General features: G+C 43.6%; 20 protein-coding genes. 3 read left to right on the top strand and 17 right to left on the bottom strand.

Going from position 1 to position 25,073, the window contains the following annotated elements; all coding sequences use genetic code 11:
* Positions 1 to 12 precede the first annotated feature (12 nt).
* From sthA to BVC89_RS12690, 9 genes are all read right to left on the bottom strand, one after another.
* Positions 13 to 1,413 (bottom strand): Si-specific NAD(P)(+) transhydrogenase, encoded by a 1,401-nt coding sequence (gene sthA / locus BVC89_RS12730; RefSeq protein WP_086931547.1) that lies wholly within the window; start codon positions 1,411 to 1,413, stop codon positions 13 to 15.
* Between the two features lie 308 nt (positions 1,414 to 1,721).
* Complete coding sequence (nqrM, locus tag BVC89_RS12725; RefSeq protein WP_086931546.1) at positions 1,722 to 1,958, bottom strand: (Na+)-NQR maturation NqrM; 237 nt, start codon at positions 1,956 to 1,958, stop codon at positions 1,722 to 1,724.
* Positions 1,958 to 3,025 (bottom strand): FAD:protein FMN transferase, encoded by a 1,068-nt coding sequence (locus BVC89_RS12720; RefSeq protein ID WP_086931545.1) that lies wholly within the window; start codon positions 3,023 to 3,025, stop codon positions 1,958 to 1,960. The genes nqrM and BVC89_RS12720 overlap by 1 nt, the downstream gene beginning before the upstream one ends.
* A 6-nt stretch (positions 3,026 to 3,031) precedes the next feature.
* On the bottom strand, positions 3,032 to 4,255 hold the full coding sequence (nqrF, locus tag BVC89_RS12715; RefSeq protein ID WP_086931544.1) for an NADH:ubiquinone reductase (Na(+)-transporting) subunit F: 1,224 nt from the start codon (positions 4,253 to 4,255) through the stop codon (positions 3,032 to 3,034).
* An 18-nt stretch (positions 4,256 to 4,273) separates the two neighbouring features.
* Positions 4,274 to 4,882, bottom strand: a complete 609-nt coding sequence (nqrE, locus tag BVC89_RS12710) for an NADH:ubiquinone reductase (Na(+)-transporting) subunit E (RefSeq protein ID WP_086931543.1) — start codon at positions 4,880 to 4,882, stop codon at positions 4,274 to 4,276.
* Entirely contained in the window at positions 4,883 to 5,542 is a 660-nt protein-coding gene (locus tag BVC89_RS12705) for an NADH:ubiquinone reductase (Na(+)-transporting) subunit D (protein ID WP_086931542.1), read from the bottom strand. It abuts the gene before it with no gap.
* Positions 5,543 to 5,545: 3 nt separating this feature from the next.
* On the bottom strand, positions 5,546 to 6,319 hold the full coding sequence (locus BVC89_RS12700) for a Na(+)-translocating NADH-quinone reductase subunit C (RefSeq protein ID WP_086931541.1): 774 nt from the start codon (positions 6,317 to 6,319) through the stop codon (positions 5,546 to 5,548).
* A complete protein-coding gene (locus tag BVC89_RS12695) occupies positions 6,312 to 7,517 on the bottom strand; it encodes an NADH:ubiquinone reductase (Na(+)-transporting) subunit B (RefSeq protein ID WP_086931540.1) in 1,206 nt (401 codons plus the stop codon). The genes BVC89_RS12700 and BVC89_RS12695 overlap by 8 nt, the downstream gene beginning before the upstream one ends.
* Before the next feature lie 3 nt (positions 7,518 to 7,520).
* Positions 7,521 to 8,864: a Na(+)-translocating NADH-quinone reductase subunit A gene (locus tag BVC89_RS12690; protein ID WP_086931539.1), complete on the bottom strand. Its 1,344-nt coding sequence runs from the start codon at positions 8,862 to 8,864 to the stop codon at positions 7,521 to 7,523.
* A gap of 830 nt (positions 8,865 to 9,694) precedes the next feature.
* Here BVC89_RS12690 and mfd point away from each other — a divergent pair.
* Genes mfd through BVC89_RS12675 form a run of 3 tightly spaced genes read left to right on the top strand, consistent with a single transcriptional unit; the run spans position 9,695 to position 14,647 of the window.
* A complete protein-coding gene (gene mfd, locus BVC89_RS12685; RefSeq protein ID WP_086931538.1) occupies positions 9,695 to 13,159 on the top strand; it encodes a transcription-repair coupling factor in 3,465 nt (1,154 codons plus the stop codon).
* Between the two features lies 1 nt (position 13,160).
* Positions 13,161 to 14,228, top strand: a complete 1,068-nt coding sequence (locus BVC89_RS12680) for a CsiV family protein (protein ID WP_086931537.1) — start codon at positions 13,161 to 13,163, stop codon at positions 14,226 to 14,228.
* Positions 14,229 to 14,251: 23 nt separating this feature from the next.
* Entirely contained in the window at positions 14,252 to 14,647 is a 396-nt protein-coding gene (locus tag BVC89_RS12675) for a transmembrane 220 family protein (protein WP_086931536.1), read from the top strand.
* On the opposite strand, the gene BVC89_RS12670 is transcribed toward BVC89_RS12675, so the two are convergent.
* The 8 genes from BVC89_RS12670 to BVC89_RS12635 all read right to left on the bottom strand — a co-directional run bounded on the left by BVC89_RS12670 (position 14,628) and on the right by BVC89_RS12635 (position 25,059).
* Positions 14,628 to 15,998, bottom strand: coding sequence for an alkaline phosphatase family protein (locus tag BVC89_RS12670; RefSeq protein WP_086934613.1), 1,371 nt, complete (start codon positions 15,996 to 15,998; stop codon positions 14,628 to 14,630). The genes BVC89_RS12675 and BVC89_RS12670 overlap by 20 nt on opposite strands.
* A 98-nt stretch (positions 15,999 to 16,096) precedes the next feature.
* On the bottom strand, positions 16,097 to 17,320 hold the full coding sequence (gene eboE, locus BVC89_RS12665) for a metabolite traffic protein EboE (protein WP_086931535.1): 1,224 nt from the start codon (positions 17,318 to 17,320) through the stop codon (positions 16,097 to 16,099).
* A complete protein-coding gene (locus BVC89_RS12660) occupies positions 17,320 to 18,210 on the bottom strand; it encodes a TatD family hydrolase (protein WP_086931534.1) in 891 nt (296 codons plus the stop codon). Before BVC89_RS12660 ends, eboE begins: the two co-directional genes overlap by 1 nt.
* A gap of 406 nt (positions 18,211 to 18,616) precedes the next feature.
* Positions 18,617 to 19,495 (bottom strand): UbiA family prenyltransferase, encoded by an 879-nt coding sequence (locus BVC89_RS12655; RefSeq protein WP_086931533.1) that lies wholly within the window; start codon positions 19,493 to 19,495, stop codon positions 18,617 to 18,619.
* 90 nt (positions 19,496 to 19,585) lie between these two features.
* Positions 19,586 to 20,893 (bottom strand): 3-dehydroquinate synthase, encoded by a 1,308-nt coding sequence (locus BVC89_RS12650; RefSeq protein ID WP_245929392.1) that lies wholly within the window; start codon positions 20,891 to 20,893, stop codon positions 19,586 to 19,588.
* A gap of 456 nt (positions 20,894 to 21,349) precedes the next feature.
* On the bottom strand, positions 21,350 to 22,912 hold the full coding sequence (locus BVC89_RS12645) for a hypothetical protein (RefSeq protein ID WP_086931532.1): 1,563 nt from the start codon (positions 22,910 to 22,912) through the stop codon (positions 21,350 to 21,352).
* Positions 22,913 to 23,046: 134 nt separating this feature from the next.
* Positions 23,047 to 23,457, bottom strand: a complete 411-nt coding sequence (locus tag BVC89_RS12640) for an RING finger protein (RefSeq protein WP_086931531.1) — start codon at positions 23,455 to 23,457, stop codon at positions 23,047 to 23,049.
* A 285-nt stretch (positions 23,458 to 23,742) separates the two neighbouring features.
* Positions 23,743 to 25,059: a DUF1552 domain-containing protein gene (locus tag BVC89_RS12635; protein WP_086931530.1), complete on the bottom strand. Its 1,317-nt coding sequence runs from the start codon at positions 25,057 to 25,059 to the stop codon at positions 23,743 to 23,745.
* Positions 25,060 to 25,073: the final 14 nt, after the last annotated feature.

Below are 25,073 nucleotides of genomic sequence, written 5' to 3'. Positions count from 1 at the left end.
GGCCTGTTGACACTAATTATGACGGTGTAAACGATTTAGACCATTTAACGATGCCACCCGATAGGCTTCTGCCATAGTAGGATAGTTAAATGTAGTCTTTACAAAATACTCCACATTATTTGCCCCTTCAGGCTGACTCATAACCGCTTGTCCAATATGAACAATTTCTGTGGCCTCTGCACCGAAGCAGTGAATTCCTAAAATTTCCAAGGTGTCTATATGAAACAGCAGTTTTAACATCCCTACATCTTCACCACTGATTTGCCCACGAGCGGTGTCTTTGAAAAAAGCACGTCCGACTTCATAAGGAATTTTTGCGGCCGTCAATTCGGCTTCGGTTTTTCCTACTGAACTAATTTCAGGCAGTGTATAAATACCGGTGGGCGCATCTTCAATAAAACGTGCCTCGCGACCAAGTATTGCATCGATAACTGCACGCCCTTGATCATAGGAAGCACTGGCTAAACTGGGCCAGCCAATAACGTCACCAGCGGCATATATATTATCGACTTCGGTACGATAATTTTTGTCGACTTTTAATTGACCACGATGATTCGCCTCCAGGTCAACACTGTCTAGCCCGAGGCCATCTGTATTACCGGTACGACCATTACACCAAAGTAAAGCATCAGCCTTAATACGTTTACCTGACTTAAGTTTTACCAATACACCATTATCCGATGCTTCTACAGATTCATGCTCTTCACTGTGACGAACCATCACACCGTTATCACGTAAGTGGTAACTCAAGGCATCTGAAATTTCGTCATCAAGGAAGGATAGCAAGCGTTCCCTGCCGTTGATGAGATCAACTTTAATCCCCATTCCTGCAAAAATAGAAGCATACTCACAACCAATTACACCAGCCCCAAAAATAATGAGTGTTCTGGGAGTATGTTTCATTTCCAGTATGGTGTCACTGTCATAAATTCGAGGATGGGAAAAATCTACTTCGCTGGGGTGATAAGGACGAGAGCCTGTGGTAATCACAAAGTGTTGTGCGCTGATAATATCGCGTGTGCCATGATGGTCCTTTACCTCTACCTGGTTGTTACCAATAAATTTAGCGCGACCATTATGCACATTAATACGATTTTTAAGCAGATATTCAGTGTGCAATTTCACTTGCTGAGGTATCACTTGAGAGGCAGCTTCTAACACTTGGGGGTAGCTCAGGGTTTTGGAGTTCCCCAATGAACGAAAGATGGGCTGAGATCCAAAATGGATAATCTGCTTGACTGCGTTTCTCAAGGCTTTTGATGGAATGGTGCCTTTGTGAGTGCAGTTACCCCCTAACATACCGCGATCTTCAACAACGCAAACGCGCATATTATTTTTGGCTCCGGCAATTGCCGCCGACTCCCCTGCCGGCCCTGCGCCAATAACCACTAAATCGTATCTATAATCCGCCATATTTCCTTCCAATTAACATATTAACTTTTTTGATCGCTGAGTGAGCTCGAATGGTAAAAGAACTTCAAGAGATAATAGAGGTCGTTAGGGCTTAGCCTGCGAGGTTTACCTTGTAGTTTCAGTAACTGCTGTAGTAATCGTTGTCGCAATAAGTATAAAAACGATTCAGATAACACCTCGTAGTAAAAGCTTGCCCTAAGTTTTATGTGAGTTCAAAACCAGTGCCATGCGCGAAGCAGCTGCCAGGACACCGAGCCTTTGAGTTGATGTTCAAGATAAACAACAAACGCTAATCTACTCGACAAGGCTTACTTAGATGCATCGTATGCCAGATCAGTCTTACTCTTTTGAACGTCTTTATTTTTAGCATTCTCCGTCTCGCAAATGCTCTGATCACCGCCACAGATATCACATTCAGTATCGATACCTAAGGCCGCCATACCGCCGCACGATCCTTTAATAGGTTTGTTGGCCAAAATCACGCCAATTGACATACCGATAATAATGATCATCAACACTACAAAACTCAATAAATATATCACCATCACTGCACCATGTATTTCTCAAATTCACTTGTATATTTTATGCGAAAACTGTCGCCTTCACTAACAATAAAAAAAGCGGCTAGTTTTTCTCGTTCTGCCAACTCATAGCCTTCTGCTGGCCCCAGTACATTCAGGGCAGTAGCATAGGCATCGGCATAACCACCCAGTTCAGTAACCACGGTTACTGAAGCAAGTTTGTGCCGTATTGGCTTACCCGTCACTGGATTTAGGGTATGAGACACTCTCACGCCATTTTCTTCATAGTAATTACGATATTCACCTGAGGTTGCAATAGCCACATTATCGCCGGTCACTGCTTGTACAACACCAGTGCGACCTAATGCCGGCTTCTCAATACCTATTTTCCAATGCTTATCCCTTTGATTGACACCACGTATCTTTAGTTCACCGCCAATTTCAATCATATAGTTATTAATACTATTATTTTCCAATAGGCGGGCAACCACATCTGTAGCATAACCTTTGGCGACCGCAGACAGGCTGACCTCGACATTTTTCTGCCTACGCGCACGTTTACTCGCTTCGTCGATTTCCACATAGTGATGGCCAATATCCGCTTTAACACTGGCAATCATCTCATCACTGGGTGGCGTCGAGCGAGTTGCCGGACCGAAACCCCAAAGATTAATTAAAGGGCCAAGGGTGATATCGAAGGCACCATCTGAGATCTGACTTACCTGCTCACTGACATGCAAGATGTCAAATAAGTCATCACTTAAGCTCACCCATTCCCCTACCGGCGCACGATTAAAACGCGATAGTTCTGAATCGCTGATATAAGTGGACATCACTTCGTTATAGTCTTCCAAGAGCATTTTTATCTGCTGTGCTAGGGAGGCCATATCGATGGTATTGTCAGGTGCTACTACGGCTTTTATGGAGTAGGTGGTCCCCATGGTATCGCCAGAGAAGAATAGCTGCTCAAGCTTGGCGTGCTGTGTATCGCTTGAACAGGAAGAAATCACCGCCGAAACAAGGGCGACTAAAAAAAAGGCCAGATATACTGGCCCTTCTTTTATTTTTTGCTGAAGAGAGTTTCGCAACACGATCGATTAGCCACCGAAGTCGTCTAGCATAATATTCTCATCTTCTACACCCAGATCCTTCAGCATTTTAACCACTGCTGTATTCATCATAGGTGGCCCACACATATAAAACTCACAATCTTCTGGTGCAGGATGATCTTTGAGATAGTTTTGAAGTAGCACATTGTGAATAAAGCCTGTTAAGCCATCCCAATTATCTTCCGGCTGAGGATCAGACAAGGCAATATGCCATTCAAAATTGTCGTTTTCTCTAGCCAATTGATCGTACTCATCTTCATAGAAGAGTTCACGTAAAGACCGAGCGCCATACCAAAAGGAGATTTTTCTATTGGTTTTGATACGCTTAAGTTGGTCAAAGATATGTGAACGCATAGGCGCCATACCTGCACCCCCGCCAATAAATACCATTTCAGCATCGGTATCTTTAGCGAAGAACTCACCGAACGGGCCGTACACGGTAATCTTGTCACCTGGCTTCAAGCTAAACACATAGGAAGACATTTTACCCGCGGGAATTCCCTGAGATTTTGGTGGTGGTGTAGCAATACGAATATTGAACTTAACCACGCCCTTTTCTTCTGGGTAGTTGGCCATGGAATAAGCACGAATAACAGGCTCATCCACTTTCGACTCCACATCAAAAAAGCCAAAGTGATCCCAATCACCTCGATATTGCTCTTCAATGTCAAAATCTTCGTACTTCACATGGTAAGGTGGGGCTTCTAACTGCACATAGCCGCCTGCACGGAAATCAACATTTTCACCTTCAGGCAAACGCAATGTTAATTCCTTGATGAAGGTTGCCACATTTGGGTTGGACTCAACCGTGCATTCCCACTGCTTCACCCCAAACACTTCCTCAGGCACCTTGATCTTCATACTTTGCTTAACAGGAACCTGACAGCTTAAACGCCAGCCTTCCGCCGCTTCTCGCTTGGTGAAAGCAGATTCTTCTGTAGGTAGCAAAGAGCCACCCCCTTCAGTGACAACACAGGTACACTGTTGGCAGCTACCGCCACCACCACATGCCGAAGGTAAGAACAAATCTGCTGCTGCCAAGGTTTGCATAAGCTTACCGCCAGCAGGCACAGTCAAGGTTTTCTCACCATTAATTTCAATTTGTATATCACCGCTGCTAACAAGCTTTGCGCGCGCACTCAAAATAACAATAACCAGTGCGAGTACAATGGCGGTGAACATAGCAACGCCCATAATGATTTCTAAATTCATCGTATTCTATTCCTCGCTTTAAATTTTGATACCGCCGAATGCCATAAATCCTAATGACATCAAGCCGACAGTAATGAAGGTAATGCCCAAGCCTTGCAGGCCTGCAGGCACATCGCTGTACTTCATCTTCTCACGGATACCAGCAAGCGCGACAATCGCCAAAGCCCAGCCAACGCCAGAGCCAAGACCAAAGACAACACTTTCGGCAAAGTCGTAATCTCTCTCAACCATCAACAGGGCGCCACCTAAAATAGCGCAGTTAACGGTGATAAGAGGAAGAAATACGCCAAGAGCGTTGTAGAGCGCAGGCACATATTTATCGAGCACCATCTCCATGATTTGTACGATGGCAGCAATCACTCCGATGTAACTAATTAAGCCGAGGAAGCTCAAATCCACTTCAGGAAAGCCTGCCCAAGCCAATGCACCTTCAGAAAGCAAGTAAGTATTGATCAAATTGTTAGCAGGCACTGTAATACCTAAAACAACGATTACCGCGATACCTAGACCAATAGCAGCGTCAACCTTCTTAGAAATTGCCAGAAAGGTACACATTCCCAGAAAGTTAGCGAGTGCCATATTCTTTAAGAATATGGATTCAACAAAAATACTCATTAACAATTCCATTTACACAGCCTCCTTAGTCACAGTGTTAGGTGCGATCTTGAATTCAGACACTTCCACCTGATCTTTCTTATAGGAACGTAAGCCCCAAATGATAAGACCAATAAGGAAGAAGGCACTAGGAGGTGCGAGTAATAATCCGTTAGATACATACCAACCACCTTCAGTAGAAAGAGGCAGTATTTCAATACCAAATAACTTGCCAGAACCGAATAATTCGCGCACAAAAGCCAAGGCAATTAGCAGCGCACTATAGCCAAGGCCATTACCGATACCATCAAAGAAACTTGGGATCGGTGGGTTTTTCATGGCGAAAGCTTCGGCACGCCCCATCACAATACAATTAGTAATAATGAGACCGACGAATACTGATAGCTGTTTACTTATGTCGTAAGCCACCGCCTTCAAGACTTCGTCCACCAAAATTACCAGTGACGCAATAATGGTCATTTGCACAATGATTCGAATACTGCTTGGAATAAAGTTACGAATCAACGCAACAAAGAAGTTTGAAAATGCCGTTACAAAGGTAAGTGCAACACACATTACCAAGGTAACACGTAGGCTTGAGGTAACCGCCAATGCGGAGCAAATTCCAAGAATCTGCAGAGCGATGGGGTTGTCATCTAATATGGGTTTGAGTAAGAGATCTTTTGTTTTCATCGACTATGCCTCGCCTTTTTTCAAGTTATCAAGGAAAGAAGCAAAGCCATTTTCTCCCAACCAAAACTTAATCATATAATCCACACCGTTGCTTGTGAGTGTCGCGCCAGAAAGGCCGTCGACCTTATACTCTGCGCCTGGGGCAGAAGTATCCACCGCACCCTTGAGAACACCCAGCTCAACGTTGCCTTGAGCGTCGTACACTTTTTTGCCTGGCCACAGGGCCTTCCATTTAGGATTATCTACTTCACCGCCCAATCCTGGAGTCTCTTTATGCTCGTAATACCCTAATCCAATGACCGTGTTTAAATCTGACTCAAGTGCAATAAAGCCTTTCAGAGTTGACCAAAGACCGTAGCCACGAATAGGTAGGATAATACGCTCTACACCGGCATTGCCTTGGACGACATATACCTTGGCGTATTTTTCCAGACGTGAAAGGCTGGCAATATCCACTTCCGTAGGAAGATCTTCAGACATCGCTGGATCTTTTGACGCTTTAAATTGATCATAAGTCGTTACATCAACCGCATCAGAAAACTTGCCCGAAGATAAATCCACCAGCTTAGCCTGAACTTTCTCAAACTGCTCATCAATGGATTTTCCTGGTTCGTACATATCCGCTGCACGTAAAATATTAGTTTTGATATCCGCTTCTTTGTTTGCTTTTTGTGCCGGTCTCAAAACCACAGCAGCTGTGGACACAATAACTGAACACACCACACAAAGAGTAACCGCAACAGTGATAGTTTTTTGAATAGTATCTTTATTAGCCACGTGCCAATCTCCTCTTAACGTTAGATTGCACAACAAAATGATCGATCAGTGGTGCAAACAAATTGCCGAAGATAATGGCGAGCATCATCCCCTCTGGGAAGGCCGGGTTCACCACACGAATGGTGACCACCATAAAGCCGATAAGACCACCGAACCACCATTTACCAGCATTCGTCATAGATGCTGATACAGGGTCTGTTGCCATAAAGAAGGCACCAAAAGCAAAGCCACCTAGAACAAAGTGCCAGTAAAACGGCATGGCGAACATGGGGTTTGAGTTAGCATCCCCTAGAGCGCCATACAGCAGAGAAGTCAGCGTCGCGCCAACAAACACACCGACTACAATTCGTGCAGATGCAATACCCATCACAATCAAGGCAATACCGCCGATCGCAATGGCAAGAGTTGAAACTTCACCCACCGAGCCGTGCATGTTGCCAAAGAAGGCGTCCAACCACGTCATTTGTGATTGCAGAGCAGCCATGCCGTCTTGCGCAGCTACCGACAGTGCCGTAGCACCGGTATAACCATCGACACCAGTCCAAACAGAATCACCTGACATGTACGCAGGGTAAGAGAAGAACAGGAAAGCACGTCCTGTGAGGGCTGGGTTGAGGAAGTTTTTACCTGTACCACCGAACACTTCTTTACCAATGACAATACCAAAGCTAATACCTAGAGCAGCCTGCCATAAAGGTAAGCTAGGTGGACATGTGAGAGAGAACAAAATCGAAGTAACAAAGAATCCTTCGTTAATCTCATGACCACGCTTGATAGCGAACAATACTTCCCAAAAGCCGCCCACAACAAAAACGGTGGCATAGATAGGAATAAAAAATACTGCGCCGTAAATAAAGTTATCCCAGACACTGTTAGGATCATGACCGGCAAACAGAGAGATCAAGGCTCCGCGCCACCCCTCGATGGAGCTTGCGCCCATTTCTAGCAAAATCGTGTTGGACTGGAAGCCAAGGTTGTACATACCGTAAAACATCGCGGGGAATGCACACAACCATACAGAGATCATGACACGCTTTAGGTCAATACCATCGCGCACATGAGCATTGGTGCGAGTGACAGAATCAGGCTGGTAAAAAATCGTATCTACCGCCTCATACAAAGCGTACCAAGAGGCGTACTTACCTCCAGATTTAAAGTGAGGATGCATATCATCGAAGATTTTTCTCAATGCTTTCATGTTTTAACCCTCCCTCTCGATCTGTGTTAAATTTTCCCTCAGTAGGGGACCATATTCGTATTTGCCTGAGCAAACAAAAGTACACAAAGCAAGATCCTCTTCATCCAACTCTAAGCAACCTAATTTTTGCGCCATATCGGTATCGCGAACAATGAGTGATCGCAGCAACTGTGTTGGCAAAATATCCAGCGGCATTACTCGTTCATAGGCACCGATGGGTACCATGGCGCGCTCACTACCGTTGGTAGAAGTTGTGAAATTAAACTTCTTACCACTAAATAATTTAGAGATATAAATACCTAAGGCAGAAAAACGATCGGAACCAGGTGTGAGGTAATGTAAAAACGGACGTTCACGCCCTTCTTGCAGCACACTTACTTGATTGTGATAGCGACCTAAAAAGGCAAAAGGCCCCTTGCCAACGGTGCCACCGAAAACAGAACCGGAAACCAGGCGGTTTTCCCCGGACTTAACCTGCCCCGCCGTCAGTTCCTCCAAGTTCGCACCCACACGTGTTCTTACTAAACGAGGATCTTCTACTTGCGGACCTGCCAGTGATACAACTCGATCAAAGTGAAGCTTACCGGTGGTGAATAATTCCCCCATAGCAGCAACATCTTGGTAATTTACTGTCCACACTGTGCTATTGGCACTGACTGGAGACAGATAATGAATATGTGTTCCAACATTACCCGCAGGATGAACACCGCCAAAGGTTTCATAGACAACACGCTCAAGTCCACATGCGGGAATTGACGCACCTTGCGCATGACACACATAAACCTTGCCCTCAGTCAAATTCGACAGTAGCGCCAAACCATTCTGGAAAGCTTCATCCTTTTCTTTAAGAACCACCTGTGGGTCGGCGGCCAGAGGATTGGTATCCATGGCAGCAACAAATATTGCTTTAGGAGTTGAATCAATCGCTGGAACTTTGCTGTATGGTCGTGTGCGAATAGCAGTCCATAACCCGGAGTTGACCAAGTTTTCAACCACCTCTTGACGACCAAGAGAAGCAAGCTTAGCAGCATCGTACTGTGCAAACTGCTCAGCCTCATCTCCTTCAACATCGATTACAACTGATTCAAATACCCGCTGGTAACCACGATTAACCGCAGCAACTGTACCAGCCGCTGGTGAGGTGTAATTCACTCCAGGGTTCTTTTTGTCAGAGAATAATATTTGGCCTTCCTTCACCTTGTCGCCAACTTTCACAGCTATGGTAGGTTTCATACCATGGTAATCACTACCAAGAAGAGCGACTGAGCGAATAGAAGCACCATCTTCTATGGACTGCCGGGGAGCCCCGGTAATAGGTAAATCCAATCCACGACGGATCTTTATCATACGTCTAGCCTAGTTTGAGTTTATAAAATCTGGGGGGTAGCTGCTCATTTCTGTCTCTTTACTTAACTTTTTTGCGATCAAGTTAAATTAAGATCAAGTTAAGTCTATGCAAAGCCTAAGCTTTCTGCTGTCTCTATGCCCTACTATATCTTAGCTATTCATAAATCATGTCTTACGCAATAAGACATGTCCTAAGCCATCTTCTTCTCTGCTTAACCCAGAGCGCATAAAGATCAATAAACAATCAAGTAGCAACTGCCCTAAAATTTTCTAGCAGTATTTAAAGCCTTTCATCAGCCTTAATTAATATGTGAAACATCCGGAGAATTATCGCCGAAGCTTAAAAATACCGCGCACACTGACCTTAATTTAGTCAAGCTATGCGAATTCTGCACTGTACACGCAAAAAAACCGCACCAATTATACGGACTGAGTGTGATTTGCGCCAGTCGCAAGAGCAATATAAGTTACTGTTTTTTCAATTCTTTTTGATTCTGTGTGTTTTTTAAACGATAGTAAACTGAAGAATATTTATTTCGCTTAACACGTGAAAGAAATTACTGATTTTGGCATCAATTACAACAACATAAAATCCTGCAGCTTTGTTATCAAGAGTTCGCAAAAGAGTACATATGTGGGCAACACATGCCACCGTTCACAAGCACTCGCAAAGAGCTGACACCCTCATCCGTGCAGTAAATATACAATAGCGCTATATAGCTAATTCATTTTTATTTACGTCAAAAATAAAAATCTGGATTTTCCGGTGTACAGACACAACATCCGAGCTAGAATAGCCGCCTTCTTGTGCCGCATTATATTGTATTTAAATGAAACAACTTCTCTTATCTCCACCTGCAGCAGGCAAACCAGGTGATAAAACCTCCTGGGGCAACTTTATAACAGGAAGTAGTATGGCCTGTGCGGTTGCTTTTAGTGCCATTAAACATGCCTCTTCTACGGTTTTAATTGCCCCAAATATGACGGTAGCAGAGCGTATTGCCGCTGATTTAAAGCAATTTCTTGACCGTGTTGAAAAGGCGCCGCAGCTAGAAATCTTCTCCGACTGGGAAACCCTACCTTACGATACCTTTTCGCCCCACCAGGATATTGTCTCCAATCGGATGCGCTGCCTATATCGTCTGGCCCATAACCAGCGCAGTATTATTATTGTCACGGCACAAACTCTAGCCCAGCGTCTGGTGCCAGAATCTTACATTCTCTCTAAGAGCCTAATATTAAAGAAAGGCGATCTTTTTGAGAGAGATAAGTTTCGCGATCAACTGGTATTCGCCGGCTATAACAGCGTCGATACCGTCTATCAGCACGGTGAATTTGCCCTGCGTGGCGCCCTTATTGATGTCTACCCGATGGGCAGCTCATCGGCTTATAGAATCGAGTTATTCGATGATGAGGTAGAGTCTTTACGCGAGTTCGACCCTGAAACACAACGCACGATAAGCCAAGTAGAAAAAATTGAATTATTACCGGGTAAAGAGTGTCCTCTGGATAAAAAGAGTATCGCCACTTTTCGCGCGGCGTGGCATGAAAGGTTCGATACTGACCACAAGGCATGCCCGGTATACCAAGATGTTAATTCAGGCTTATCTCCCGCCGGTATTGAATATTTCTTGTCATTATTTTTCGATACTACCGCGTCCTTATTGGATTATTTACCCAGAGAAAGCCAACTGTTTGTTATTGATGGCTTCGAGAAAGCCTATGAAGAGTTTTGGCGCGAGGCCCATAAACGCTATGACAGCCGCTGCGGGGATCTAGAACGTCCCATACTGCCACCACAGGAGGTATTTTTCCCTACTGATGAAACCTTTGCCCGTTTCAAGCAATTTCCACGGGTCACTTTACATACTAAGAGCCTAGAAGAAAAACAGGGGCAACTTAACTTTGATGCCGCAAGTCCACCGCTGATACGCATCGACAACCGCTCCAAGAATCCACTGCATTTATTAGAAGAACTGATTTGTAACAGCGACAAGAGAATTCTGTTTTGTGCCGAGTCCAGTGGTCGTAGAGAGGTAATTCTTGAGCAATTACACACCATAGGCATTGAACCTGCATCCTGCGACAGCATACAAGCCTTTCTTGCCAATGATGAAACCATGGCGATTACGGTTGCAGCCATTGAGGAAGGCATTAATTGCTTATCACCTGGTTTACTGCTTATTTCTGAAGCGCAGTTGTTTGGCACTCATGTTAGGCAAGCTAGACGGCAAAAATCTGCCCATGATGACCGCGATAACATTATTAAAAACCTCACCGAGCTGAAAGTCGGGGCGCCTGTGGTACATATCGACCATGGTGTTGGCCGTTATAAAGGCTTACAAAGCATCGAACATGATGGCCAGGCAGAAGAGTTTTTGGTATTGGACTACGCCAACGAAGCCAAGCTCTACGTACCGGTTGCCAACCTGCATACCATCAGTCGTTATTCTGGCTCGGATGAAGTCCATGCGCCGCTGCATAGGCTGGGCAATGAACAGTGGCAAAAGGCTAAACGCAAAGCCGCAGAGAAAGTGCGTGATGTGGCGGCTGAGCTGCTTGAAATTTATGCCAAGCGCCAGGCAAAAGAAGGCTTTACCTACTCGAATCCCAAAGAGGATTACGCCCTATTTGCTGCGGGCTTTACCTTCGAAGAAACACCGGATCAAAGAGATGCGATCAACGCGGTTAGAAGTGACATGCTATCACCTCGGCCCATGGATCGTTTGGTGTGTGGTGACGTAGGCTTCGGTAAAACAGAAGTGGCCATGCGGGCAGCTTTCATTGCTGTACAAAATAGTAAGCAAGTGGCTGTCTTAGTCCCCACCACCCTGCTCGCCCAACAACACTATGAAAACTTTAAAGATCGCTTTGCCGACTGGCCTACCAATATTGAGGTTATCTCCCGCTTTCGCAGCCAAAAACAAATTACTGAAATACAGAAAAAACTCTCCGATGGCAAAATTGACATCATCATCGGTACCCATAAGTTAATCCAAGGAGAATTGGACTACCCCAATCTAGGCTTGGTCATTATCGATGAAGAACACCGTTTTGGTGTCCGCCAAAAAGAAGCGTTAAAAGCGCTGCGCGCGGATGTGGATATTTTAGCGATGACGGCCACTCCAATACCGCGAACACTCAATATGTCCATGGCAGGTATTCGCGATTTATCTATCATCGCAACGCCCCCAGCAAAACGTTTATCGGTGAAGACTTTCGTTAGAGAATTGGATAAAAACTTAGTCAAAGAAGCCATTTTGCGAGAAATTATGCGCGGTGGCCAAGTCTATTACTTGCACAACGAAGTTAAAACCATCGAAAAAATAGCGCGCGAGTTAGAAGAACAAATACCTGAAGCCAGAGTACAGATCGGTCATGGTCAAATGCGTGAGCGAGAACTGGAATCGGTGATGACGGATTTTTATCACAAGCGTTTTAACGTTTTAGTCTGTACCACCATTATCGAAACCGGTATCGATGTGCCTAGCGCCAATACCATTATTATAAATCGTGCCGATACCTTTGGCTTGGCTCAGCTACATCAGTTGCGCGGCCGTGTGGGTCGCTCCCATCACCAAGCTTACGCATACTTGCTAACACCGAATAAAAAAGCAATGACCGCCGACGCTCACAAGCGCCTGGACGCGATCGCTGAGGCACAGGATTTAGGTGCTGGCTTCACCCTCGCCTCCCACGATATGGAAATTCGCGGTGCCGGTGAATTGCTAGGCGAAGAGCAAAGCGGACAAATCCAAAGTATTGGCTTCTCCCTTTATATGGACATGCTCGATCGCGCCGTAAAAGCGATTCAAAACGGCGAAGAGATCTCCCTTGAAGATGCGGCGCCGTCAGGCGTAGAATTTAATTTACGTATTCCAGCTTTGATTCCCGATGATTACTTACCCGATGTCCATACCAGGCTTACCTTGTACAAACGTATATCGTCAACGAACAATAATGACGAGCTGAACGACCTACAAGTCGAAATGATCGACCGGTTTGGCCTGTTACCTGACGCCACCAAAAACCTCTTTAGGCAAACGCGTTTGCGCTTTGAAGCAGAGAAGCTAGGCATTGCTAAAGTAGATGCAGGTAAAACACAGGGACGGCTAGAGTTTGGTAAAAATACCCAGGTAGATCCACTGACAATTGTGAAGCTTGTGCAAAAACAGCCCCAATCTTATCGTCTTGAGGGGGCAAATCATTTAAAGTTTATGTCAGACATGGAAACGGCTGATGAACGCTTAAAATCTGTTCATCACTTATTTGAGAACCTAAACGCAACGGGTTGATATGTACGCAAAAAATAGGTCAGTGGCTGCACTAAAAAAGCCTTACGAAGCACTTAAAGCACGTTTGCACTTGTTATCCCTTGTGCGATCAGTACAGTATTTCTGTGCACTCGGTTTTACTTTGATAAGCACATACAGTGATGCTCAAGCACAAAAAGTATTACCACAAGAATCAAAACAACAGATTTTTGAGCAGCACTTTAAAAATTGGTACCAGGTAGAAGTCATTATTTTTGAACGCAAACAGGAGTTGAGTCCTGAGGCGGAGTCCTGGCCAACCAATCTCTCTCTGTCCTACCCTCCGCGCATACAACTACTGGGTAGTGGCAACCAAGAAGAGAACAGCGAGTTAGCCGGCGATACATACGCACTTGCGCCAGAGGATAGCGCGAATAGCTTGCCCGATAGCCCAGAAGAACAATTCCGTCAAAGCTTAGAGCAACCCTTTATCCCACTCGATTCGCAGTTGCGTACCATGAACAATGAAGCAAATCGTTTACAGCGTCGCTCCGCAATGCGAGTTTTATTCCATGAGACCTGGCGGCAACCGATGGTCGATAAGAATAATGCGGCAGCCATTGTTATGAGTGCGGGCGATACATTTGGAGAAAACAGCGAACTTGAAGGCAGCATCATCCTTCATATTAGTCGCTATCTGCATATCGACACGAATTTATGGTTGACCAAATTTGAGGCCAATTTTGGACAAGAAAATGAACACTGGCCCATACTCCCCCGCCGGCCAATATTGCTGAGCTATCAAGAGCAAGAGGGAGATACAAATGAATTAGCCCTTGCAGATATACAAGAAAACACCGACGACAGCTTAGACGAGCAAAACAACTGGAACATTGCCTTTAATAAAAATACGGCACTGGCCTCCAATGACAGCATCTCTGGAGATTTATTGGGAGACTATAGTAGCATCGCCCAACAGCCTTATGTCGTAAAACAGTTGGTAACTATGCGGCAAAAGCGCCGTATGCGCAGTGGTGAGTTGCATTACCTCGACCACCCACGCCTCGGTTTGTTAATTCGTATCGACAAATACAATCCCCGCTTGCCGTAAGGTATCAATACAACCTAGGATTTATGATGATTAAACGACTGCCATTCGCGTTTGGCGCACTAGTATTTTTAATTTTCACACTCTTACAGTTCAATGATGCTGGACAGTACGGCAATTATGATGCGTGGATATGGATAGCAATATATGGCGCTATGACGGCGATTAGTGCAATGATGATATGGCGCCCCATAGCACTGCACTGGCTTTTCGCGTGGGCAGGTTTTACTTGGGGAGCTCTATTGTTCCGTTTACAAGATGGCCAAGGCAATATTCATATTGAATGGTTACATCCCGCTAACTATTGGGATGAAACCAACACCATGGTGCAACAATCAAATGAATCTGGCGGCTTACTAATACTTGCCGTTTGGGCAAGTTGTGTTGCTATAATCACCTACTTTAATCAAAAAAAGACATAATCACTTCTGGCACATCCGTCATTCGCATTCCTTCTCGGGCCATATCCTTAGGCAAAATGATTAATGGCCCCTGCTGCTCGTCCGTGGCTAAACGGCCGTGACTACCGCGAATAAGATCTGCATCCAGTGGAATCACATCCATTAACATACGAAAGCCTAATTTTTTCTGCAGTAAACGCCAAGCAACACGTGCCACTGGAAGTGTCAATTTAGGATCGACAAACATTTCCACAGGATCGTAGCCAGGCTTGCGATGAATATCCACTGTGCGCGCAAAATCGGGCGCTTTTTTGTCATCCAGCCAATAATAGTAGGTAAACCAGGCGTCGGGGTTTGCAATAGCAATTAAGTCTCCCGCGCGGTCGTGGTCAATATTAAAATCCCGTTTGCCCCCCTGATCTAAAACCCTATCAATACCGTCTGTGTTTTCTAGCAGTTCTTTTAGCGTGGCTTTTTTGCTGACATCATTGAGATAAATATGCGCTATTTGATGATCGGCTACGGCAAAAGCTTTACTTGCACCGGGATCAAGTAATTCCCATGTTAATGAATTTCGTACTTTAATAAAGCCATTTTCTCGCAAAACTCTATTGATATGAATAGGTTTACTTACCTCAGTAATCCCATATTCAGAAACGATAATAACCTTTACATCAGAGGCTTGATAAAACTCAAGTAAAGACCCCACAACAGTATCAATAGCGCGCACTTCAGCAGCAATAGACTCATGATGAGGGCCATACTTTTGTAAACAATAGTCTAAATGCGGAAGATAGACTAGCTGCAAATTAGGGCGATGCATTTCAAACTCTAATTTTGCCGCTTCGGCAATCCATTGACTGGATTCAATACCCGCTTTAGGCCCCCAGAAATTAAAAAAGGGAAACTTGCCAAGTTTTTCTTCTATCTTTTCATGTAAACCTTCTGGGGTTGAATATAAATCAATGATTTTACGACCGTCCGCAGGATAATGTGGCCGCGGTGTTATCGATGCATCCACATTGGCATACATGTTGTACCACCAAAATAGCTTAGAACAACTAAAACCCTCATGTTTGGTTTTGAGCCTGTCCCAAATTTTATCTCCCTGCACGAGGCTATTCGCTTGCTTCCAAAACATTACTTCTGCATGTTCTCGCTCATACCAGCCATTGCCGACGACACCATGTCGATCCGGATTATATCCGGTCAACATTGAAGACTGTGCGGTGGTGGTCAAAGCTGGGAAAACACCCGTTAGAGGACTAAAGAAATTATCATTTAAATAGCGATTTATATTGGGCGTATTATCGCCGAGAAGATCCGGAGTTAAGCCAACAACATCAAGAATGACAAGGTTTTTATTTAGCATGTTATTTAAAATAATAGATTGCAAAATGATTTAAAAGTTTATTTTTTCTTCGGTGTTTTAAGCACAGCCAGATAGAAATATTCTACTCGGGCTAATAGTTATGTATTTATCAAACCGCGTTTGGCCATCTGCTCCACTAGCCACTGACGCTCTAAACCTAAGCCTTCTATTAATGCATGCTCAGTAGCGTTGTGTTTAAACTCCGGTAAGACATGCCAAGTATAAGTTTCCACTTCTATATGAGGCTTATAAGAAAAAGTCAACAAGCTATCTAAAAACTCTTCGATCGCCTGTCGGGTCGTAGTGAAACCAGGTAAAGCTCGCCCTTGTTCCATAATATGGTGTTGCTGGATGGGTAAATGATAGTGAATTTTCCAGGACGAACTTCGAGGAAAATCTTTATTGTCTATAGCATCCACTAAATCATCGCAAAAATAAAAAACCTGGTCACGGTCACGAGTAGAAAGTTGATGCATATATTTTGGCTCAGCAAATGTTCGTAACGAGGATAAAGCATCGTGTCCATGTTCTAGGGCAAGGTTAAAATCCACTTGCAAAGCTGAAGATACTTGCACCTTGCCAATAGTAATTCCCGCCTCATGAATAGCATTGACACTGGTAGAGATATTCTCTTGCATCACCGCTTGATGACAAATGTCGTAGCAGATTCCCAGATAACTTTTAACCCTATCTTGCGAAATACCAAGCCTATCGGCACATTCTGGTAGATCTTTCGTAAAGAAATCGATAACTTGTTCAGTTGTTTCCAAGACACAGCCAGGCTCCATTTCTAGACAAAGCCTGATATGTTTTCCCGTTGCCTGTGCTTGCTTGTGCGCGGCCTCAACATAAGCCATTAAATTCTCGCAAGCTTGATGATGTTGACTCTTCGTCCATGAACTACGATACGCCAGAGGAAGTGTGGAGATAGTACCCCAGTCAACACCTTCAGGTAGACAGCGCGCGAGTACATCTGCTAATTCAATGGTGTAATCAAGACGACGTCGATCTGCCCAGGTTGGCTGATAGACTTTGTGCTTTACAACATCTTGATGAAAATTGACTTGTGGGAAGCCATTTAACGTTACAACTTTTAGCTGCTCACGTTGCATGGTATTGAGTAAATCCGTGAGCAAAGCTGTATCACGATATTCATGCAGTGCCGCTTCACAAATCCACAAACCTGCATACATTGAATTTAAGCGAGCGTTACTGCGAACAGCACTGGTAATGGAAGTTAAATTATTAGCAATTTCCCGAGCACTTATGCCTGGGTGAACATTCGCACAGTAAGCTATCTCATCGGGGTGCCAACAAACCACTACAAACTTCCTTTTTCAATGAGTGGCGTTTGCCCTCGTAAAGCGGAGTTATCTTGGTATAACTGACTTTGGTCGATAAGTGGACGAGTGACTTCGTCGATACTGATGCGGCCACTTTGTGCAAAAAAATTGATAGGGTTATTAAATAGCACTTTTTCAACTTCGTCACCGCTAAAACCGGCCTCCAACATCGCTGTACCCACTTTAGGCACTTTCAATGGATCACTAACACCCCAATCTGCTGCACTATTGACCATCACTTTATCGGTACCATATTTTTTTAGTAAATCCACCATACGACCTTCAGACATTTTAGTTTTGGGATATACAGAGTGTCCCCTCCAACACCCCGTATCAGTAACCAATTCTATAGTAACCTCGTTAAGATGGTCGACAACAACTGTTTCGGGGTTAACTCCTACCTCTTTAATAAGATCAAGAGTTCGTCGCGTCCCCTCTATTTTTTCTCGGTGCGGGGTATGGACAAGTACAGGTAATGCAAAGGCTTTAGCCAGCTCAAGTTGCTCAGCAAAGAAACGTTCTTCCAGATCATTGATGTCATCATAGCCAATTTCACCCACAGCAACTACACCCTCTTTAGCTAAATAATCCGGTAGTAACTTCATCACCTCTTTGGCAAGGGACAAATTATTCGCTTCTTTGGGGTTTAACCCCATGGTGCAATAGTGACGAATGCCGAACTGGCTAGCGCGAAAGCGCTCCCAGCCAACAAGTGAGTCAAAATAGTCGATAAAAGTGCCGATTTGAGTACGGGGCTGACCTTGCCAAAAAGCCGGTTCAACAACACCGATAACGCCAGCAACTGCTAAATTTTCGTAGTCGTCGGTGGTACGCGATAGCATATGAATATTGGGCTCAAAAAATTGCATTAGTTCTCACCTTGTACATTAAATTCAATTGTCAGTTGGCGAATTCGCGTACTGTCATCTTACTGTACCTTGCTACATGCAATGCCAGAAAACTCTTTGTCAGCTAACACCTGGTGACACTAAGAGCGCGATACATCATAACGATGCTGTTCATTATCGCTAAAGGACTTTTTGGGGTAAGGGTTTTCTATGGCCAGCGTTTCGAGCATAGACAAAATATTTGGTTGGCATGCATTTACTGCCAATAAATCAAACTCACCCTTCTCGTCCAGTAAGTATAGCCCTTCGAGCAGCGCTTCTTATTCATATTCACCGCCCCATTAGTAGGCATGTCCGACGATACTTAGCATATAAAAGCATAAGGCAAAAGCGTTATACCGCTTGTGAGCGCTAGTGCGAATGAACATTAAGTTACATACAAACGCCGAGCAAGTAGCTTACTGGGTATAATAAGTGCTAGCAAAAAGATAGCCTGCCAATAATATCCAGCAACAAATACTAGGCATGCATCTAGAGGTATCATGCCGATGATAAAAAACATGACCACAGCACGAATGTTTTCTGGTCTGTAATCCTTCAATAATTGCATTATCTTAGCGAAAAGCAAAAGTAGGCCAGCCACAACAATTGCGCATTTAAACCAATAAAATGGTGATTCACTATCAAAAGCCCACAAAAAATAAATACCACCTAGTAACAAGCTGGATACACTCAGCACGACCAACCATCTTCTATCGGCGTAATTTTCATCGCGACTGAGGAAAGTAAGAGACATAACATAAATACCCACTAAAAAGGCATAAGGTGCATATTCTTTCCAAGTACCGAAAGCGACCAGGGGCAGCAGCCAATTTAAACTTCGGCATGCCCCCATCAAAACACAACCAAACAAACTTTCGCGAGGAGAGAAGTTATAAGCAACGATAGATATCGCCAATAGCACCGCTACTAAAAACACAGCCTGACTTAACAGTAGTGGCAATAGTGTAGCCACGCCCATCAAAACTGTAGCCAAGATCCACGCAAAGGATGTGGAGATTTTACCGGAAACCAAAGGGCGATGAGGTTGAGTAAGTTTATCTTCGGCGATATCTAGGCAGTCATTAAGCACCATACCACCGTGATAAAAACACAAGCTCGCCAGCAGTAGGATAAAAAATACAGTTAAGTCTATATGCCCTTGGGAGCCAATTAATGAGGCCGCAACAATATTGGCAATCACCGTAAAACTATTGGGGAGACGAATTAGTAATGCAAGCTGACGAAAATCACTGACCAATATCACAAATACTCACCAAAACGGCCTAAGTTTAATGCTTAGGCAAAACTCTTTAAATAAAAACTTATCACTTCACCAAAGCAGATATGAGAGTAATTATCGAGTGAAGTGAGTAAATTTCTCGTTACTAAAAACAGTAGAACTAATATTTTCGATACTATTATTTTTTATTGCTGCTAAGCAATTATTCATTAACATGATATCTATATCATTTGCTTCAAAAGAAGAGCCAATAGCCGTTAGTAGAGTAATACTTAAAAAGCCTCCGAGGTGCTCACGAAATTCTTCCAGTGAAGCTTTAATATCAAGTTGATCGAGTTCAGGGTAGTTTAATGTGAAACCCAGATCGACTAACAGCTCTAGCACTCTATCTTTATCTGATTTTCCAAGTAAGCTCTTGCCGTGAGAATACAGCGTATCAAGAGCTATACCGACAGCAACGGCTTCACCGTGGCGAATACGATAATCAGATAGAGCTTCTAGTTTATGGGCTGACCAGTGACCAAAATCAAGCGGCCGCGCAGAGCCCATTTCAAAAGGGTCGCCGCTAGTCGAAATATGGTTAAGATGTAATTGAGCACAGCGAAATATCATGTGCTGCATTGCTTCAGGCTCAAATTTCGCCAAAGCATGACGAGTGTTGTAGAGTTCTTCAAAAAAGGTCTGGTCTTTAATAAGAGCCACTTTGATCGCCTCAGCAATACCCGCACGCTTATCCCGATCGCTTAGAGTCGCTAACAATTCATAATCGTTAATAACCGCATGAGGAGGAGCAAAGGTGCCCAAAAAATTCTTGCGATCGAGATAATTAACTCCGTTTTTAACCCCAACACCAGCATCGTTTTGTGCTAACACCGTGGTGGGCATGCGGATCAAACGAATACCCCGATGGGCAGTGGCAGCGGCATACCCTACTGCATCTAAAGTGGCACCACCACCAATGGCAAGAATGTAGGAATGGCGATCAATTTTTTCATCGGCAACTAAGCGATAAATATCCTCTAACACTGAGTCATCGGTTTTAACTTGTTCTCCGCCACTGACAATTAATGGGGTTTTGATCAGATCGATTTGATTGGCGAAGGCATAAGTTTTTATTTGCTGTACTATATTCTGGCTAGATACGTTCTGGCTAGATATATTTTGACTAGAGGCGTTTTGGTTAGATGTATTTTGGCTGCTTGAATTGCTTGGGCGGTCGTTGTTTTGATACGCAGCGTGAACCCCCGCATCGATAACCACAAGAACTTTCACTGATTTGCGCTGTCCGCAAGATAAAATATTGGCCAGCGTTTTGTTCTCTATATCGAATACAGACTCAGTAAACACGACAGGGTAATCGTAATTTACTTGCACTTTTTGATTTAAAGTAACACTTTTTAAACTCTCTACACTTTCTACCACACTTCACCGCCTTCTTTAAACATCGGGAACTCGCCCTAAACATTCAGATGAGTCGTATCGCTGTTAAAGATTGGTCAGGATTATAGGTTGTATCAATAAGATGTGCACCTATATTCACGTGGTTTATTCATGCTTCCTTATTTCTTTCAAATTCCACTTTATAGGTTTTAATTCCATAGAGTCGCTAAACCCTAGCCCTTAAACCCTGACTATCATAGCAGTAACATCACATCAGTAAATCAGTTCGGCATTTTACTGCACATAGTAGATGAACAAAACAATCATTCATGCCATGAAACTCTCACTATGAGAACTCGCGCCGCAAAAACCACCTTACCAAGGCCAGTTGACACTCACGGAATTACATTGGCGAGTTTACACTTCAACAATCGGTAAACTCGCTACATGATGATTCTGCACTATTTACCATCACCATAATAAGGCTTACTCACCCGCTCAATCATGCCTGCTTGCAAGTTCTTTATCAAACTCCTTTTTATAATTGAGTGCGTAGTTTGCATGTATAGTATGAATATCTTCAGCTTCTTTTACTTCGCCCTTGCCCATCAGAAAAACTTGATCATAAGCGACGACTTCGCCCTCTCGATCTTTTGAAAAACCCACATGACCAGGAGTGTTATTAGAGTATTGAACCCTAGTATCACCTGAGTGCTTTTTCAGCGAAGATTCAACATCGGCTGGAGAATGATTCATGTCTCCAACAACAATGTGGCTACCGCTATTTATCTTTGCGTTATGATGGCTTAATTTATCTATGCCACTGAAGTCTGCATGAGTGTTAGTAAAAGCAAACTCGTTACCTGTGGCCTTACTCCTTAACATTACTGTTGTAATGTGCTTATTGCTACGGCCTCTACTATCCACATAACTGGACACTATAGGTTCTCCAAGGACTTCATACTTTTCAGTATCAACAAGCACAACACCATTATCTTGTAATGCAGGATTCACACTACCATCAACAACGTCACGAGACTTACGGGCAGAAGGAGTAATAATAGCTGCAAAAGAATTATCGCGGGCAATACTCTGGATTTCCGTGGCATGTTGGCTGGTGACTTCATTTAACCCCAAAAGGTGCATTGTTTTAGCTTTTAGCTGATCATTGATATAAGCATTTTGTGCCTGGCGACGTAAGGCAGGCAAGTTCCAATCTTTGCCGACGCCTCGCGAATCTCGCCATGGTGTTGCCTCTCTCCTAGCGAAGGTTGGTTTTTCTTTTCCTTGAACCGTGGATGGCTTAACAAGTGGTTGCTCAGACACTCGCTCATCCTCTTTATGCACATAGCGTGAAGATAATTGACCACCTAACCCCTGTGAGGTTTGCAAACGGTTATCATCAAAGCCCTGCTTAAGAAGGTTCATTGTGGCAACTTTCATTGCACCAGGCTCACCTGCAATCTTCACCTCAGATACTGCAGGCAAGTGGTCTGAAGGCCAGGGCCAAACACGTGCGACCTCCCAAAGTTCTGTAGGTGTTAAGTTAGCATTGTTAACATATTGGTCTAACTTTGAAAAATTAGCTTGATAAACCTCTTTCATAGAAAGTTTATGATTATCGTTTAAAAAAGATATAGCACCATTTGGAGCGAGAGATCCTGATGTTTTTAATCGATAGGTTAATTCATTGCTAATATTTTCTGATCCACCGGTTTTCTCCGCAGATTGTATAGCTAAAGTACTTAACCGATCAGCGCGGCGTATATCGTCAGCTTTACCTAAATCAGGAATACCAGCACGATCAAAATTACTATGGCGCTGTTTAATGTTTTGAAAAATCTGTGTTAACTCATTGTCTGTAGTAGAGGCAGTTTGACCATTCGTATTTTGTGTTTGTTCAGGTAATTGTCCACTAGCTAAGGACTGTTGGTGCGGATTTATAAGCACACATTTATGTTCTTTAACTGAAAAAGAGTTGTCACTATTAGCATGAGTAGTATGAGCAGAAAGCATCGGAGTATGAAATATACCAACTCTATTAGGTGTACTAATGGGCATAAGAAGTTTACCTTTTATTTATTTTAAATAAGAAAAAACACATCCATTTATAAACGCTATTACAAAATAAATACAATTTGAAACAGATTCTTTCATACCTATCAAAGCTTATAAGGTATGTTCGTATATTGCGATTAACGAGCCCATGACGGAGGGTGTGCTCCTAAAAGTGCGGCATCCTGTTGCGCAGCAGCTTGAGCGTATGCTCGCTCAGCACGGCTCATGCGACGATAATTTGCTGGGGGCTGAGACGAGGCTCGTCCAGGTTCTGTACTGGATTGATGTTGTCTTCGACTATGGCGAGGCACAGGTTTAGTAGCAATAACGGTATTGTCATATGGACACTTTATTGAACTACCCGCGCTGGTTGCACTAATTAATGATTTGGCGCACTTTCTATGAACTGGATTCCTACAATTTGCACATTTAAAAGCAACAGGCTTTTTTCCAGGTTTAAGCGTACGAATTTTAAAGCTATGTTGGCATATACCGCATATCGCATCTGATGATGAAGGTCTAGCAGTAGATTGATAATGTCTCGGCATGTTTATTATACCTATATAAATATGTTTTTAGCCATGAGTGGTGAAATGCAATGGCAAGTTCGGTTACAAAAAATAGTTTAAAAAGACATCTTTAGGGTGTTTTTCAAACAAACCAGAAGCCGTTCACAAACTCAAGATAGAGCTCGATTGCCAGAGAAAAAAGAACAAATTGATAAAAAGAAGAATCAGTAAAAATAAGCGCCTTAATATTTACGCCGACCACCATACTTACGGAGCGAAAATAATCAGGCGCATTATTTTTAACTAAAAAAACATAGACGCGAGCTAAACAAGAAAACCAGGAATGCCTCCGTTACTTTTTCCATAATTGGGCCATCCACGTCCAAAGGCATTACTTATATCCCAAAAAAGACTCGCGACTGTTTTATTACCAGCATCAATTCCTTGGCCAATATTAATTCCTGTATTTGTTCCGGCAACAACAAACACACCAGGATTTTCTTGCTGATGGTTCCCTCCCCCCATTTCAGACATCACCAAAATTGCCGTGTTATCCATCAATGTACCGCCGTAAGTATTATCCGCACGAGCGCTGAGCTGTTCTACTAAATAATTAACCTGCTGACAATACCAATGGGCCTGAGCAGTGAAGGTAGGCTTTTCATCGTGAGAGGCAACATGACTTTTGGTTTCGTTGTATTCAAGTTTAGGGCCTGAACCAAAGTCGCCCATATATGGGCGAATACTAGGAAAATTAATTTTTAATGAGTCGTCCTGCGCTCCCATAAATTGCAAACTTGCAACATTGGTAATATCGGCCTGAAAGCACATGGCAATATTACGCATTTGTGCTTCAGCTAAAGCGTGGGCCTCTTCGTTTATTCCTGTCATGCCGATACCAGGAGAAACAATACCATCAATAGCGCCGCTGCTATTTAAAATGGTTTGATAAAAATTAAGTGCCTCCTCATGGCTTAAGAGTTTACCGCTTTGTGTTATATTTAATTGTTGTTCTTGTAATATATCTAAATTCTCATGCAAGGATGCCAATATTCGCTGGCGCATTTCATCTTCGGGGTCGACACTGCCAGAGCTTTGGAAACTGGACAAATTGACATTAAAGAAGGTTTGAGGATCATCTGGCACTAATATTTTTCTGCCGTTTTTATCAGAAAACGGCATATGCTCAGTGCTAGCAGCACGGCTCGACCATACACCTAAGTGAATATTGTTTCGCAAGCGACCACCGATAGATTCCCCCAAAGCCACATCAAAAGTCGTACCGGTATTACCCCCTGCAAACAAAGCACGACACGCTTCGGGATGACCCGAGCTACCGCCTACACCTGCAAAAGTAAGGTTTTTAAAGGCAACAATTTTATCAGCATGATCAGATAACTGTGATAAAGGGCTATTTGCGAAGCTATTGCTACCCAGAGCGCCAATATTAAACTGATGCCATTTATCATCTCCTCGTGCCACTCCATTGGGGTAGTACACCATAACAAAACGTTTTGCTTGATTACTCTGAGCAAAAGCTTTAGGCGCAACCCATTGACTAGTAAATGCAACGGTCATTCCGGCACGCGCAAGGTTACGCAAAAAATCACGTCGCTGGATCTTATTTTTAAGAATATTCATTATTATTTACCTTT

This window comes from Agarilytica rhodophyticola (assembly GCF_002157225.2).
GTDB lineage: Bacteria > Pseudomonadota > Gammaproteobacteria > Pseudomonadales > Cellvibrionaceae > Agarilytica > Agarilytica rhodophyticola.
The sequence above is the reverse complement of the archived record's forward strand: the minus strand, read 5'-3'. Positions and strand labels throughout refer to the sequence as shown.

What these genes read in the sequence shown, in the direction of transcription:
- sthA (WP_086931547.1), bottom strand. Translation starts at nt 1,413, where the DNA reads ATGGCGGATTATAGATACGATTTAGTGGTTATTGGCGCAGGGCCGGCA.
- nqrM (WP_086931546.1), bottom strand. Translation starts at nt 1,958, where the DNA reads ATGGTGATATATTTATTGAGTTTTGTAGTGTTGATGATCATTATTATC.
- nqrF (WP_086931544.1), bottom strand. Translation starts at nt 4,255, where the DNA reads ATGAATTTAGAAATCATTATGGGCGTTGCTATGTTCACCGCCATTGTA.
- nqrE (WP_086931543.1), bottom strand. Translation starts at nt 4,882, where the DNA reads ATGGAATTGTTAATGAGTATTTTTGTTGAATCCATATTCTTAAAGAAT.
- BVC89_RS12705 (WP_086931542.1), bottom strand. Translation starts at nt 5,542, where the DNA reads ATGAAAACAAAAGATCTCTTACTCAAACCCATATTAGATGACAACCCC.
- BVC89_RS12695 (WP_086931540.1), bottom strand. Translation starts at nt 7,517, where the DNA reads ATGAAAGCATTGAGAAAAATCTTCGATGATATGCATCCTCACTTTAAA.
- BVC89_RS12690 (WP_086931539.1), bottom strand. Translation starts at nt 8,864, where the DNA reads ATGATAAAGATCCGTCGTGGATTGGATTTACCTATTACCGGGGCTCCC.
- mfd (WP_086931538.1), top strand. Translation starts at nt 9,695, where the DNA reads ATGAAACAACTTCTCTTATCTCCACCTGCAGCAGGCAAACCAGGTGAT.
- BVC89_RS12680 (WP_086931537.1), top strand. Translation starts at nt 13,161, where the DNA reads ATGTACGCAAAAAATAGGTCAGTGGCTGCACTAAAAAAGCCTTACGAA.
- BVC89_RS12675 (WP_086931536.1), top strand. Translation starts at nt 14,252, where the DNA reads ATGATGATTAAACGACTGCCATTCGCGTTTGGCGCACTAGTATTTTTA.
- BVC89_RS12670 (WP_086934613.1), bottom strand. Translation starts at nt 15,998, where the DNA reads ATGCTAAATAAAAACCTTGTCATTCTTGATGTTGTTGGCTTAACTCCG.
- BVC89_RS12660 (WP_086931534.1), bottom strand. Translation starts at nt 18,210, where the DNA reads ATGCAATTTTTTGAGCCCAATATTCATATGCTATCGCGTACCACCGAC.
- BVC89_RS12645 (WP_086931532.1), bottom strand. Translation starts at nt 22,912, where the DNA reads ATGCCCATTAGTACACCTAATAGAGTTGGTATATTTCATACTCCGATG.
- BVC89_RS12640 (WP_086931531.1), bottom strand. Translation starts at nt 23,457, where the DNA reads ATGCCGAGACATTATCAATCTACTGCTAGACCTTCATCATCAGATGCG.
- BVC89_RS12635 (WP_086931530.1), bottom strand. Translation starts at nt 25,059, where the DNA reads ATGAATATTCTTAAAAATAAGATCCAGCGACGTGATTTTTTGCGTAAC.